Here is a 14116-nt window from a genome sequence, read left to right on the forward strand (position 1 = left end):
GCCACCACAAAGGGTGGCCATTTTCAAGGCTGAGCTTCAGTGAGATCAGTGAGATTACTTAGGCAATGCAAACACGACCATCGAGTTGCCGCGCTTGAAGTCGAGTTGGGTGTTGCCACCGCAACCCATGGCGACGTATTGACGGCCTTTGACGGTGTAGGACACGGGCATGGCGTTGGCACCTGCGCCGCAGTTGTATTCCCACAGTTTTTTGCCGTTGCGGGCATCGAGGGCGCGGAACAAACCGTTGCCTTCACCGTAAAACACCAAGTCGCCTGCCGTGGCCAAAGCGCCGCCGATCAGGGGTTGTTCGGTGTCAAATTTCCAAGCCATTTTGCCGGTGTCGACGTTCACGGCAGCCAAGCGGCCCCATTGCTTTTCACCCTCGATCACCTTGAAGGCACCGCCCAACCACAGTTTGCCGCCGGGGTACTTGGCCGCCTCGACGTGGTAAGTCATGGGCTGGTGCAGGTTCAAAGCGTAAGCCATGCGCAGCTTGGGGTTGATGGCCATGGGTGACCATTCCACGCCACCGTTCGCGCCAGGCAGCATGCGAGCGCCTTGGGCTGTGGGCAGCACCCACATGTTTTCTTGGGGCACCATGGCCTCAGAGAAACGGATCAGCTCGCCGGTGTCGCGGTGGTGCACATACACATGGCCAGTTTTGCCGCCGTGGATCACGCCGGGCACCATCTTGCCGTTTTTGTCTTTCACGTCCATCAAGATGGGCGGGCTGACAGCATCCAAGTCCCACACGTCGTGGGCGATGTATTGGTAATGCCACTTGTAGGCACCGGTGTCGAGGTTCACAGCCACGAGCGAGTCGGTGTAAAGGTTGTCACCAGGACGCTCAGCACCATAGAGGTCAGGCGAGGGGTTGCCGACCACAAAGAAAATGGTGCGTGATTTGACGTCCACCGCAGGGTTCATCCACACGCCGCCACCCAAGGTTTGGAAGAAGGAGCTGTCGCGCGCAAACGCTGCTTTTTCAGCGGCAATGTCGCGGTGCATGTTGCGACCTGTGGCGTCGTTGACGGCCCACACGCCTTCATGGCCTTTTTCGGGAATGGTGTGGAAGGTCCAAGCGAGTTTGCCGGTGTTGGCATCGAAGGCTTTGACGAAACCGCGAATGCCGTACTCACCGCCGTTGGTGCCGATCAGCACTTTGCCGTCCACCACGGTGGGGGCCATGGTTTCGCTGTAGCCTTTTTCTGGGTCAGCGATTTCGGTGTCCCACAGCAGCTTGCCGGTTTTGGCGTCCAAAGCGACCAAGCGTGCATCGAGCGTGCCCATGAACAGCTTACCGCCTTCGACCGCGACACCGCGGTTGTTGGGGCCGCAGCAGAACGTGGTGATGGGGCCCATCTTGTGTTTGTAGTGCCAGAACTCTTTGCCGGTCACGGCATCGAGGGCGTACACGTGGTTGTAAGAGGTCGTCATGTACATGATGCCGTCGACCACGATGGGGGCGGTTTCCATGGACTCGCGCACTTCCGTTTGGAAGGTGAACTCAGGGCGCATGTTCTTCACGTTGCCCGCGTTGATTTGCGTGCCTTTGTAAAAGCGCGTTTGTTCGTAGTCGCCGTTGGTGTGCAACCAGTTGGTCGTTTGACCGCCTGCTTTGTTGAGCTGGTCTTGCGTGACGTTGATGCCTTTGTCGATGTTGGCTCCGCTGGCGTTCATGCCTTTTTGGCCTTGAATTTCTTCACCAACGGCCATGCCGGTCAAGAACAACAGCGCCGATGCCGCTGCGATTCGCTTGGTTGTGAAAATGCGTTTCATGCGTTGATCCTAGGAAGTGGAGGGGTGTTGCAGATGAGTGCAAAAAAACGATTACTGCGCATTCAATTTACTCTTAAATGTTCATTTAATCCAGTAACTACCGCGACATCTACGGTCAAGCGTGTGCGAAAAATTCCTGCATGATGGGACCGTTACAAGGAGACGACGCATGAAAAAAACCCACCAACTCGCTTTGATCATCGTGGCCTTGCTGTTGGCCCAAGGCGTGGCTTACGCTCAAAAGGGCATGGACCAGATCAACATCAATGGCCAGTTTGTGATGGCTGGCCGTGTGGGCAAGGTCGAACGCGTCCAAGCGTTGCTCGACCAAGGTGCGCAGGTGAATTCGCGCGATCGCAATGGCGACACGCCGCTCAACATGGCTGCCGCCAAGGGCAATACCGAGCTGGTTCAGGTCTTGATCAAGGCCGGTGCCGATGTCAATCTGGGCAACTTGTCAGGCGTCACACCCCTCATGGGGGCCGCCTTCATGGCCGATGCGCAGTCGTTTCGGGCCTTGTTGGCCGCAGGTGCCAAGACCGAACCTTTGGACCGTGTGAAGAAAAATGCCGCTACCTATGCCGCAGCACACGGTTGCACCGCCTGTTTGCAAGAACTCGTCAAAGCGCAAACCGATGTGAATGCCAAGCTGGAAAACGATCTGACCTTGCTAATGTGGGCCGCAGCCTACGGCCAAGAAGAGGCCGTGCGGTATTTGCTGGCCCAAGGGGCAGAGCGCACAGCCAAGGACAACCGAGGCAAAACCGCACAAGCGCTTGCCCGCGAAGGCAATCACCTTGCCCTGGCGAGCTTGCTGGCTTCTGATTCGCCATGATTTCTTCCTCTCTGGTGCGTGTGTCGTTGTTCGACCTCACAGCCCCAACGCTTGCCAGACCCGGATGGCCGCATAGGCGTCGTTGGCGGCATACACCAGCTGTGATTCGCTCAAGTGGGCATTGGCCCAGTTGCTGGTGGCGGCTTTTTTGGACTTGATGAAGCGCTCATTGAACAGCACAGCCACCGCGCCTTTGACGCCCATGTCCTTGCGGTAACCGCGTTGGTGAAAGAGGGTGTTGAGCTCCAGAATGCCCTGGGGTTCGATGCCCAGTTTGTGGACGATGCGTTTGCGGTCATCGCCCAGACCAAACCCGGCTTTGACGATGCCCGTATGCGCCAGCAGCGCTGCCGCCACGGCGCGGCATTCAGGGTCGTGCAGCTGAAACACCCAGGCCCGCTCGGCTGTGGACAGTTGCAGCACATGGGGCCCGTCTGACTGCTCGCCGACCTTGAAGGTGGGTTTGGACTCGGTGTCAAAGCCCCAGGCCGTGGCTTTGAGCAATTGCGCTTGTGCCTCTTGGGCTTGAGGGCCTGCGCTCACCAGTGTGATGCGGTCCAGCCCCAGCCTTTCAAAGGGTGGGAGCAGGGCGATGGCGTCTTTGTCGGGTGTGGCGTGGCGGGTGTTCATGCGGTGGTGGCGGTGTCCGTGGTCGAGCCATGGACTGTATCGCCATATCCCAGCACTTGCGCCAGGATGGCTTGGGCCTGGGTGGCGTGGTGACCCCGCCAGGCCAGGATCTGGTCAGGACGGATCAGGGCCAAAGGCGCTTCATACAGCGCCAAAAGAGCCGGGTCTGCATGGCGCACCACTTTCAAATCCAGCCCCATGGTCTGCGCGGTGTGCTCGAACGCTTGGGTATCGGGCGCATTGGGGCCCAAGACCAACAGCGTCCATTCAAAGTTGAAACTGTCGTAAAGCGAGCGGCCATCGGACAGCCACGCATGCGGGGGCCTGCCGCCCGGTGTAGCGCAAGGCACATAGGTGTTGGCTGCATCGGGCGGGGCGGTGGTGCCGTCGCCCACGATGATGGGGCTGGTGTCGTAGCGCCCGCCAAAGGTCACGCCGGGGATGTTGAACTCACGGCGCACATGGCCGTTCAGGTAGTCCGAGGCCAGGGTCCGTGCCGCTTCGCCTTGCGGGCTGTTCTCTTCCAGCTCGGGCGCGGCCTCGAACAGTCCGATCGAGTCGGCAAACTGCCTTGCATAGCCGGTGTTGCGCACAGCCAGCGGGTGGCGCTCTAGGTGGTAGCTGTCCAGCAAGGCGGCTGGGGCCTGGCCTTTGAGCACGCTGGCGAGTTTCCAGCTGAGGTTGACCGCGTCTTCGACCGCTGTGTTGTAGCCCAAGCCGCCGGTGGGTGTGAACAGGTGCGAGGCATCGCCGCCCAAAAACACGCGGCCCTGTTGAAAGGATTCGGCCACCAGCGCGTGGCCTGCCATCCAGGTGGCCATCGACAAAATCTCGATGTCGATGCTCTGCCCATAAGCTTGGGCAAACAGACGCCGCGCGTCGGCTTCGGTCAGGGCCTCGGTGGCGTCGTCGTCGGCCATCTGGATGTGGAAGGCGAATTCACTCACGCCGTCGACCGACATGATGAAAGCGCGCAACTCGGGGTTGACCACCACGTACATCCAGGACCGGTCGTTCGGGTTGCGGGCATAAAAATCGGGGGCCTTCAGGTAGACCGCCAGCATCTTGCCGCCCATGAATTTGCGTTTGAATCCCGTGGCCCCGCCCCAGGCAATGCCCAGCTCGTGGCGCACAAAACTGCGGGCGCCATCGGCCCCTACCATGTACTGGGCTTGCACGTTCAAGGCTTCGCCGCCGTCCACCGACTGAACGACCGCTGAAATGCCATCTCCGGTGTCCTTGAAGGCCTGCAGGCGCCAGCCATAGCGCATCTCGACGCTGGCTTGCTGCTGCGCATGCCGGTGCAAGCTGACTTCGACAAACTTTTGCGACACCCGGTGCGGCAATTCGGCGGCGCTCCAAGAGCCCGACATGTTTTTGACCGCTTGTGGCGCTGCTGCGGCGGTGGGCAAGCGCAAGCGGGCCAGCTCGGTGCCCGCAAAACGGGTCAGGTAGGCGATGTCGGTCGGGTGGTCGGGCGGCAAGCCCATGCTGCGGATTTCATGCGCAAACCCCAAGCGCCGGAAATGCTCCATGGTCCGAGCTTGCGTGGCATTGGCTTGCGGGTTGAAGGCGGTGCCGGGCTTGGCGTCCACCAGCAGGCAGCGGATGTTGCGTTTGCCCAGCTCGATGGCCAGCATCAGGCCGCAAGGCCCACCGCCCGCAATCAGAACATCGACCTTGAGGGTTTGCGTCATGAAGTGATGTGTCCGGTTCAGCGGGCCAGCAGGCCGATCTGGTTGCTCAAAATGCCGATGCCTTCGATGTCGATCTCGATGGTGTCGCCCGGCTGCATCCACACCGGGGGCTTGCGCGCATAGCCCACGCCAGCAGGCGTGCCCATCACGATCACGTCACCGGGCTCGAGCGTCATGCAGGCCGACATCATGGCAATCGTCGGCGCCACATGGAACACCATGTCGGTGGTGGAGGCGCTTTGCATGACCTGGCCGTTCAAGCGCGATTCGATGTGCAGGCCCACGCAGCCGGGGGGCAATTCGTCGGCGGTGACCAAGCAGGGGCCAAAGCCGCCCGTTTGGTCAAAGTTCTTGCCCACGGTCCATTGGGTGGTTTTGCGCTGGTAGTCGCGGAAGGTCGCGTCGTTGAAGCAGGCGTAGGCGAACACCGAGTCGAGCGCTTGGTCTTCACTCACGTTGCGGGTGGTCTTGCCGATCACCAGGGCCAGCTCTGCCTCGTAGTCGAGCGATGTGGAAATCGGCGGGATCGGGATGGTGCCGCCGTGCGCCAGCAAAGACGATGGGCCACGGAAAAAGATGGTTGGGTAGTCGGCCACCTTGTTGCCGCCTTCGGCGGCATGGTCGTGGTAATTCACGCCCAGGCAGATGATCTTGCTGGGGCGGGGCACGCAGGGCAGCAGGCTGACTTGGTCCAGCGGCGTGGCGGCGGCGTTGGCCGCACGCTGTGCAATGCTGGCCATCAGCGCCGCGTTGCCGCTGGCTTGTGCGAAAAAGTCGTTGATGTTGTCGGGGGCCTTGTCCATGCAGTGGCGCATGTCGACCACGCCCTGGCCTTGCAATACGCCGTAGCGGGTGAAGTGGTCGTGCGTGTAGCTGATGAGTCTCATGGCTTCTTTCTGTGATTCAGTGGGGATGTGGGTGAAAGTGGATCAGTCCACCTTGGCGCCGGTCTGTTGCACGACCTGGCCCCATTTTTTGGCTTCGGCACCCAGGTAGGTGTCCAGCGTGGGGCGGTCCATGCGCACGGTCTCCAGCGACTGCGCGGCAAAGCCGTCGTTCAAGGCCTTGTTCTGCAGGATTTTGTTGACCTCTGTGTTGAGCCGGTCCAGCACTTCTTTGGGCGTGCCTGCCGGGGCCATCATGGCAAACCAGGTGTTGGCTTCAAAGCCGGGGTAACCCAGCTCGGCCACGGTCGGCACATCGGGCAGGGCGCCGCTGCGTTTGCTGCTGGTCACTGCAAGGGGTCGCACTTTGCCAGCCTTGGCCAGTTGCACCACGGGCGGGATGGAGGTGGAGCCCACCGGCACCTGGCCGCTGACCACCGCATTGGCCGCTGCGGCCGGCGAGAAGGGCGCATGCAAGATGTCCACCTTGGCCAGGTTGCGGAACAACAGTTCAGCGCCCAGGTGGGTGGTGGTGCCGTTGCCCGAAGAGGCGTAGCTGAGTTTTTCGGTGGGGGCCAAAGCCAAAAGTTCTTTGAGGCTGTTGGCTTTCACAGAGGGGTGCACGTAAATGATGTTGGGCGAGACAGCGGCCATGGCCACGCCGGTCAGCTCCTTGCCCACTTCGTAACCCGCTTTGCTGTAGAGCGATGGGTTGACCGAATAAGCCACGCTGTGCATGAGGAGGGTGTAGCCGTCTGCGGCCGATCGGGCCACGGCCACGGTGCCGATGTTGCCGCCAGCGCCGGGGCGGTTTTCGATCAGGACCGGTTGGCCCATGGCCTCGGACAGGGGCTGCCCCAAAGCTCGAGCCACGATGTCGGTGGAGCTGCCGGGCGGGAAGGCCACCACGAGCTTGATCGGCTTGTCGGGGTAGGCCGCTTGCGCGGCATTGGCAGCCAAGGCCAGTCCAGCCAGCCAATGTTTGAGCGAAGTTTTCACGGAGCGTCTCCTGGGCAGTGGATCTGCCTCGAAGAATCCTAGAGGAAAAACCAAGACTGCCGTGTCACGCTTGAGGCTGTGTCGGCGCGAAGAGCGCAATGGCTCTCATGGCCGGGCGCTGGCGACGTGGCCGTCCAGCGATCGGTCATTTGCGGGGCGATTTTTTGGTCTTGTCCGTGGCTTCTTTGCGCACGGCGCGTTCGGCGTCGGCTTTTTTGCCTTCGGCCAGCCATTGGGCAAATTGTTCGGGGGTTTCGATGGTCACGCGGCCCAGAGCGCCCGATCGGAAGTCGTGGATCACGATGTGCGCGGCTTTGGTGGTGTTGACGCGTCCGCCGCTTTGCATGGCCCCGCGCACCCGGCCGATGGCTTCGAGCAGGGTTTCGTCGGTGTGGTTGGCCACGTCGGTGATCTTGTAGCGCTCGGCCAGCGCTTGCGGGTAATGCGGGATCAGGTAGTTCAGCAGCTCCAGCGCCACTTCTTCTTCGTCAAACGCGTTCACGCCGATCGCGCCGCTGGCGGCCAGGTTGTAGCCGCTTTGCTCGACGATGATGCGCGGCCACAGCACGCCGGGGGTGTCGTAAAGGTAAAAGTCGTCGGCCAGGGCGATGCGCAGCTCTTGTTTGGTCACACCGGCTTCGTCGCCGGTTTTGGCGGCGCGTTTGCCCTTGAGGGTGTTGATCAGGGTGGACTTGCCCACGTTGGGGATGCCGCAGATCAGCACGCGCATGGGCTTGACCATGCCGCCCCGGTTGGGGGCCAGTTGGCGGCAAGCGTCGATCAAGGCCTTGGTGGGCGACACCATGCTGGTGTCCAAGCCCATGGCGCTCACGCCGGGCAGGGCGTTGTAGTGGGCCAACCACTGCGTGGTGCGGGCCGGGTCGGCCAGGTCTTGTTTGCTCAGGATCTTGAGCGCGGGCTTGCCCTTGATCAGCTCGGCCAGCATGGGGTTGGCGCTCGAGCCGGGCAGGCGGGCGTCCAGCATTTCGATGACGACGTCAATCTCTTTGATGCGCTCCCCGATCGCCTTGCGCGTGAGGTGCATGTGTCCGGGGAACCATTGAATCGCCATAGAGAGCTGCTGAAGACCAGATGTGTCGAAGAAAGTGATTGTCGTCGACTTCCCGGCGGTGCCACTTGGCCGCAAAATGCCACAAACAAAATCCCAGGGAGAACGCCATGCACACCCGCCACGCCACAGACCGCGCCTTTGCGCAAACCCACATGAACACCGTGCTGGCCCGCTTGGCCGGGCCCGGTGCCACGCCGCGCCCCGACCAGGTGGACGCGGTGCATGCCGTGCTGCAGCCCGCGTCCCGCGTGCTGGTGGTGCAGGCCACGGGCTGGGGCAAGTCGGCGGTGTACTGGGCGGCGACGCATGCGATCCGCAGCACAGGCGCTGGGCCCACGCTGGTCGTGTCGCCGCTGCTGGCCCTCATGCGCGACCAGGTGAGTGCTGCCGAGCGGGCAGGGCTGAAGGCGGCCACGGTCAACTCCACCAACATCGACGATTGGGACGAGGTGTTCCAACGGCTGGACGAGGATGCCATCGATGTGTTGCTGGTCTCGCCGGAGCGGCTGGGCAACCCGCGCTTTGCGGCGCGGCTAGGCGCTTTGCTGGCCCGGGTGGGCCTGATCGTGATCGACGAGGCCCATTGCATCAGCGATTGGGGTTTTGACTTCCGACCTGACTACCAGCGGCTGGCGCGGGCGCTCTTGTCTACGCCCACCGCCAGCGTGTTGGCCACCACGGCCACAGCCAACGAGCGGGTGACGCACGACATTGGCAAGCAGTTGGGTGCGGGCACGGTGACTTTTCGCGGCACGCTGGCGCGCACCTCGCTCACGCTGTCGGTGGTGCCGGGTTTGTCGCCCTTGCAGCGCTACGCCTGGATTGCTGACGCGCTGGAGCAGCTGCCCGGCTCGGGCATTGTGTACGTGCTGACGGTGGCCGAGGCCGAGCGGTTGACGGCGTTTTTGCGCAGCTGTGGCCATGCGGTCGATGCCTACAGCGGGCAGATCGACGCCGACACCCGATTGAAGGTGGAAGACCGTTTGCGCCACAACCATGTCAAGGCGGTGGTGGCCACCTCGGCGCTGGGCATGGGCTACGACAAGCCCGACTTGGGTTTTTGTGTGCATGTGGGCTCGCCGTCCACCCCGGTGGCGTATTACCAGCAGGTTGGCCGGGCGGGCAGGGCGGTGGCGCATGCCGAAGGGGTGTTGCTGCCGTCCGATGCGGACGAGCGGATTTGGGATTACTTTGCCACCGCGTCGATTCCTGACCCGCAAACGGCGGCCAAGGTGTTGCAAAGTCTGGGGGGTGATTCACGCAGCCTGATCGAGATCGAAGCCGACACGGGCGTGCGAAGAGGGCGTTTGGAGGCGCTGCTCAAAATTTTGGCGGTCGAAGGCGTGGTGGACAAAGACGGCTCAGCCTGGCGCGCCACCGGTGTGCCTTATGTGCACGACACGGCCAAGTGGACGGCGCTGGCCCAGGTGCGCCAGCAAGAGGCGGGCATCATGCGCCAGTACGCGCGCGGTGCGGGTTGCCTGATGGCGTATTTGCAAACCGCGCTGGACGACCCGTCGCCTGCGCCTTGCGGGCGGTGTTCGGTCTGCACGGGGCATGTGCCGCTTCCGGGGCTTATGCCATCCCAAGACAAATTGTTGGCCGCCCGCAACTTCTTGCGCGGTGTGGACGTGGACATCGAACCGCGCAAGCGCTGGCCAGCCGGGGTGCGCCGCAAAGGCAGCATTCAGGGCTTTGATGTGGGCCGTGCGGTCTCGTTTGCCGACGATCCGGGCTGGGTGGCCGAGCTGCAAGCCCTGCGGACCGCCGCACCGGGTGATGTGCCGGCCGAACTGCTGGCGGGCGCGGTCGCCACCTTGGGGCGCTGGGCCAAGACCTGGCCTGCGCGTCCGGTGTGTGTGGTGCCGCTGCCTGCGCCCGACATGGCCGCCAACCGCGTGCTGGCCGAGCACATTGCGCGCAAGGGGCGCTTGCCGCTGCACGATGTGTTCAGCTGGCGCGGTGGGCCAGCGCCCGACGACACCGCCTCGACCCCGGTGGTGGCGCATTTGGAGTCGGCCATTCGTTTGGCTGACGATGCGAAGCTGCCCAACGGTCCCGTACTGCTGATCGCCAGCACAGTGCGCACCCGCTGGGCCGCCACCGTGGCAGCGGCGCTCTTGCGCGAGCAAGGCGCAAGCCAGGTGCTTGTATTGGCTTTGCATTTGCAGCCTTGAACTGATACCTTGTGGGAGTCCACCCAGTGAGCGATGGTTTTGCCCATGTAGGAGCCCACCCCTGTGGGCGATGGTTTTGCCCATGTAGGAGCCCACCCCTGTGGGCGATTGTTTTGCCCATGTAGGAGCCCACCCCTGTGGGCGATGGTTTTCAGGGCATGAGCCACGCGCATCGCCCACGGGGTGGGCTCCTACAAAAAATCCCCCTGCAGCCGGTGGTTTTGTATTTGTGCAAGCCCATCCCTGTAGGCGATGGCTTGCCTTGTGGTGTTTGTGAAATCGCCCACGGGGTGGGCTCCTACAAAAAATCCCCATGCGGTCAATGGTTTGGGCTCCTGCAAAAAATTTATCCCATGCCTGATGCTCAAGACTTCAAGAAGCTGAATTCATGAGGCATGATCGCCATCCTCCTTTTTTCTAACGAACCATGACCGACGACACACACGACACGCCGCTGCTGCAAGAACCCCGCCTGTGGCAAGACGAGCGCTGGACCGCCAAGGTCATCAAAAATGAAGATGACGACGGTTGGGCGGTGGCGATGTTCAAGGCCGGGGACTCCGAGCCTGCGCTGGTGGGTCCCTGGACCATGGGTCGTGACAAAAAGAACCCCAAGCCCTTGGATGGCACGGCCTTCATCACCTTGGTGAAAACAGCCAGCGAGTTTGTGCGTCGCAGCGAACAGCAACTGCACGCTCAGTTGAATCAGAGCGTGACCGTGAATGGCCAAGACAGCCGTGTCACGGTGTGCTTGCGCATCGTGCCTGACGATGACAACCCTTATGCGGTGCTCAGCGCCCAAGACGAGGGCGGCGATGCCTTGGCAGAGTTCAAGGTGGAGGCCGGCTTCAAGCTTAACCGCCAGACCGCCCAAGCGTGGGTGGATGCCGAATTCGCCAAGCCGGGCAGTGGGCGCAGATAAACAGCCACTGCTGCACCGCATCCAGAGCAGCGATCAAAATTGCGACCAGCAAAAATTCAAAGGGCCCGTCTGGCGGGCCCTGGTGGCTCAATGGCCTGCGTCGTACAGCGGTTTGCCTTTGTCCACGATGTGAACGGTGAACAGCTTGAGCGATTGCTCGCCCACGATCTTGTAGCCGCCGTGCATGACGTCGCGCAAATTGAGCACGGGGGCTCCGGTGGTCAGTTCGACCGGGTCTTTGCCAGGTGGCTGAATTTTGGTGCCCTGGATGACGTAGGCCGCTTCGATGCCGTGGTGCAAGTGGCGGGGCAGGGTGTCACCGGTTTTGTATTCGCCAAACGAGCTGACGACTTCCATGCCCGGTGCCCCCGTGAGGTCCACTCGGCTGAGTTCTTTGCGCGTCCCTTCCTGTGCCCAAGTTGTGATGCCCAATGCCGTCAAGGCCAGCGCAAGGGTGGATCGTTTCCATGAGTTCATACAGAGTCTCCTGTGTTGTGGCGTTTCATTAGATCAAAAAATGGTCTTTTTGCGTGCGATGGCGGGCGCACTATCTGTCGCCTTGGTGCTGATCCTTAGGGGCACTGTCTTCGTGGCTACAGCCTGGCGCAGACCATGAGGCCACAATGCAAGTCATTGCAACCGCGAGTTGCTGCACCACAAGCGATCATGAGCACTGACACCTCTGCACTGCGGCCCTGGCAGGTCATCATCGGCGGCATTTTTGGCCTGGTGCTCAGCATTGGCCTGGCCCGGTTTGCTTACACCCCTTTGCTGCCCGTCTTGCAATTGCAAACTGGCTTGAACGACGCCAGTGCGGGCGCATTAGCCGCCATCAATTACGCGGGCTACATTTCGGGCGCGCTGGCCGCGGCTTGGATCGACGATGTCCGCTGGCGTCACCGGCTTTACAGCATGGGGCTGTGGATGTCCTTGCTTACGGTGGCGGGCATGGCGCTGTCGACCTGGATGCCGGCTTGGGCGCTGTGGCGCTACCTGGGCGGTTTGTGCGGTGCCACAGGCATGTTGCTGGGGGCGGGGTTGGTGCTGGGCTGGTTGATGCGTCAGGGGCGAAGGCCCGAGTTGGGCTTGCATTTCATTGGCATCGGTTTGGGCATTGTGGTGTCTGCCCTGGGCGTGTGGGCCGTCTCGCATGTCTGGGCTTTGTGGTCATCGCAATGGCTGGCCATGGCAGCGATCGGTGTGGTGTTTTTTGTGCCGGCTTGGGCTTGGCGTCCACCTGTGCCGCCTTCGCCTGTGGCCAGCAGCGCAGCCGATGCGCCCAACAAAGTCTCGCGCCGCTGGATGCTGACCATGGCGGGCAGCTACTTTGCGGCGGGCTGGGGCTTTGTGATCAGTGCCACTTTCACTGTGGCCATTGTGGAGCGTGAACCGGCGTTGGCCGGGCAGGGTGCCTTGGCCTGGGCGCTGGTGGGCTTGGCGGCCATGCCTGCGGTGTTCTTGTGGGACAAGTTGGCTCGGCGCTGGGGCGATACGAGGGCTTTGTTGTTGGCCTTTGGCTTGCAGACGCTGTCGGTGATCTTGCCTGCCTTGTCGGGCTCGCTCGCCGCTGCTTTGGGTGGAGCCATCGGCTACGGCGCGACCTTCATCGGCATCGTCAGCTTGACGCTGGCTTTGGTCGGCCGCCGTGCCCCCCAAAACCCCGGCAAGGCCATGGCCCGTCTGACTTTGAGTTATGGCGCAGCGCAGGTGATTGCGCCGGTGGTGGCTGGGGCCATGGCGCAAGCCACGGGCACTTTCAAGGGGGCTTTATGGCTCACGGCAGGCGTCATGGCGGCGGGCATGGCGCTTTTGGCGACCTTGCCCGATGAGGAGCAGGGCTGAGGGGGGTTCAAATCGGGGGCTTCAAATGCCCAGGCTGTGCAGTTGCACCAGGCCTTTGGGTGTTTGCAAGGTGGCGGTGATGTTGGCCGGACCCGTTTCGATGGCGATGCCTTGCAGGCCGATGGCCTCGTAAGCCGCTTGCAGCTTGGGGCCGCTGGGGTGGCTGATGGCAATGCTTTGAAGGGTCACGCCCGATCGGGGCAAGCTGTTGCGCGGGTGCAGGCGCAGAGGCTCTGCGGCATCAAGCTTGCCCCACTGGATCAGTGTGGGCAGGCAACCGTTGAACAGCCGTTCGCCGTCTTCGCGCACAGTGATTTGCCAGTTGAGAGTGCCTTTGTTCGATTTGCGGCTGGCGTGCACGATCTGGCCGCGCTCGATCTCTTGGGTTCTGAGTGTGTGGCGTGCAGTCTTGATGTCATCGGTGCTGGCCACAAAAGTGACCAAGCGAGGCTCCTGGGCCACGGCTTTTTGCAGCGCCTTGTCGTCCATGTCGAACCAGCGGGCCACGTTGGACCGTTTGGCCGTGACGGCATCGGGGTTGATGGCGATGATTTCAAAATAAGCCAGCGGGTGCTTGGGGGACGCGATTTTGAACAGGCGGTTGTGGGTGCCGTATTTTTCGTGTTCGCCGCCAGCTGCAGGGGTGATGCCGAGGGTGGCTTCGCACCAGGCCACGCCCGCTTCGAGCGTGGAGGCCATGACCACGAGGTGGTCGATTTGAGATGTCATGGTTTGGATGTTTCGGAGTCAAGGGGAACGCGCCGCGCCCCATTGAACCGTTTTAGCCAATAGGCGCTGCGCATGTCATCGACTTTAACCGCCTTGCCGGTGCGAGGGGAATGGATGAACTTGCCATCGCCGACATAGATGCCCACATGGCTGAAAGCGCGCTTCATGGTGTTGAAGAAAACCAGGTCACCGGGCTTGAGTTCGCTGCGGTCAATGACTTCTGTGCTGTTGGCTTGTTCTTCAGCTCGTCGGGGCAGCAGCAGTCCTACGGAACTTTCATACAAATGGCGCACAAAACCGCTGCAATCGAAACCCGTTGATTCGGCGTTACCGCCACGGCGGTAAGGTACGCCCAGCAAGTCCATAGCGTGCGTGATCAGACCGGTGGCTTGCCCGCTGGCCTTGTCTTTGGCGGTGCTCAGTTGGTCCGCGAATTGCGTCATCAAACCTTTGTCTATCAAAGGTCTGAGCACTTCTTCGTCGGTCGGCACAGCCATGACCGCACAAGACAAGAGCAGGCAGCAAAGTGAGAGGAATAACTGACGCA

At 61.9% G+C, this 14116-nt stretch carries 13 protein-coding genes; 4 read left to right on the forward strand and 9 right to left on the reverse strand.

From position 1 onward, the window contains the following. Positions 1-54: 54 nt before the first annotated feature. Positions 55-1782, reverse strand: coding sequence for a PQQ-binding-like beta-propeller repeat protein (locus B9Z52_RS12525; protein ID WP_108414187.1), 1728 nt, complete (start codon positions 1780-1782; stop codon positions 55-57). A 169-nt stretch (positions 1783-1951) separates the two neighbouring features. Here B9Z52_RS12525 and B9Z52_RS12530 point away from each other — a divergent pair, with 169 nt between their 5' ends. Further along, entirely contained in the window at positions 1952-2617 is a 666-nt protein-coding gene (locus B9Z52_RS12530; RefSeq protein ID WP_108414188.1) for an ankyrin repeat domain-containing protein, read from the forward strand. A 36-nt stretch (positions 2618-2653) separates the two neighbouring features. Here B9Z52_RS12530 and B9Z52_RS12535 read toward each other — a convergent pair whose 3' ends face one another. From B9Z52_RS12535 to ylqF, 5 genes are all read right to left on the reverse strand, one after another. Next, the gene (locus tag B9Z52_RS12535) at positions 2654-3247 is read right to left on the reverse strand and encodes a 3'-5' exonuclease (protein ID WP_108414189.1); all 594 of its coding nucleotides are present in this window, start codon (positions 3245-3247) and stop codon (positions 2654-2656) included. Continuing rightward, entirely contained in the window at positions 3244-4944 is a 1701-nt protein-coding gene (locus tag B9Z52_RS12540) for an FAD-dependent oxidoreductase (RefSeq protein ID WP_108414190.1), read from the reverse strand. Before B9Z52_RS12540 ends, B9Z52_RS12535 begins: the two co-directional genes overlap by 4 nt. A gap of 17 nt (positions 4945-4961) precedes the next feature. Next, positions 4962-5831: a fumarylacetoacetate hydrolase family protein gene (locus tag B9Z52_RS12545; RefSeq protein WP_108414191.1), complete on the reverse strand. Its 870-nt coding sequence runs from the start codon at positions 5829-5831 to the stop codon at positions 4962-4964. A gap of 42 nt (positions 5832-5873) precedes the next feature. Then, the gene (locus tag B9Z52_RS12550) at positions 5874-6827 is read right to left on the reverse strand and encodes a tripartite tricarboxylate transporter substrate binding protein (protein ID WP_108414192.1); all 954 of its coding nucleotides are present in this window, start codon (positions 6825-6827) and stop codon (positions 5874-5876) included. Positions 6828-6972: 145 nt separating this feature from the next. Further along, entirely contained in the window at positions 6973-7899 is a 927-nt protein-coding gene (gene ylqF / locus B9Z52_RS12555) for a ribosome biogenesis GTPase YlqF (RefSeq protein WP_108414193.1), read from the reverse strand. 107 nt (positions 7900-8006) lie between these two features. Between ylqF and B9Z52_RS12560 the strand changes: the two genes are divergently transcribed. Both B9Z52_RS12560 and B9Z52_RS12570 read left to right on the forward strand, forming a co-directional pair. Beyond that, positions 8007-10076, forward strand: coding sequence for an ATP-dependent DNA helicase RecQ (locus B9Z52_RS12560; RefSeq protein ID WP_233251950.1), 2070 nt, complete (start codon positions 8007-8009; stop codon positions 10074-10076). A gap of 427 nt (positions 10077-10503) precedes the next feature. Beyond that, positions 10504-10998 carry a hypothetical protein gene (locus B9Z52_RS12570; RefSeq protein ID WP_108414195.1) on the forward strand — a complete coding sequence of 165 codons (495 nt, stop codon included), beginning with the start codon at positions 10504-10506 and terminating at the stop codon, positions 10996-10998. 87 nt (positions 10999-11085) lie between these two features. On the opposite strand, the gene B9Z52_RS12575 is transcribed toward B9Z52_RS12570, so the two are convergent. Then, positions 11086-11475 (reverse strand): cupin domain-containing protein, encoded by a 390-nt coding sequence (locus B9Z52_RS12575; protein WP_233251951.1) that lies wholly within the window; start codon positions 11473-11475, stop codon positions 11086-11088. 189 nt (positions 11476-11664) lie between these two features. On the opposite strand from B9Z52_RS12575, the gene B9Z52_RS12580 reads away from it, so the two are divergent. Beyond that, on the forward strand, positions 11665-12840 hold the full coding sequence (locus B9Z52_RS12580; protein WP_108414196.1) for a YbfB/YjiJ family MFS transporter: 1176 nt from the start codon (positions 11665-11667) through the stop codon (positions 12838-12840). A 21-nt stretch (positions 12841-12861) separates the two neighbouring features. On the opposite strand, the gene B9Z52_RS12585 is transcribed toward B9Z52_RS12580, so the two are convergent. After that, on the reverse strand, positions 12862-13569 hold the full coding sequence (locus B9Z52_RS12585) for a VOC family protein (RefSeq protein ID WP_108414197.1): 708 nt from the start codon (positions 13567-13569) through the stop codon (positions 12862-12864). After that, complete coding sequence (locus B9Z52_RS12590; protein WP_233251955.1) at positions 13566-14066, reverse strand: C40 family peptidase; 501 nt, start codon at positions 14064-14066, stop codon at positions 13566-13568. Before B9Z52_RS12590 ends, B9Z52_RS12585 begins: the two co-directional genes overlap by 4 nt. Positions 14067-14116: the final 50 nt, after the last annotated feature.

The organism is Limnohabitans sp. Jir72 (assembly GCF_003063575.1).
Classification (GTDB): Bacteria; Pseudomonadota; Gammaproteobacteria; order Burkholderiales; family Burkholderiaceae_C; genus Limnohabitans_A.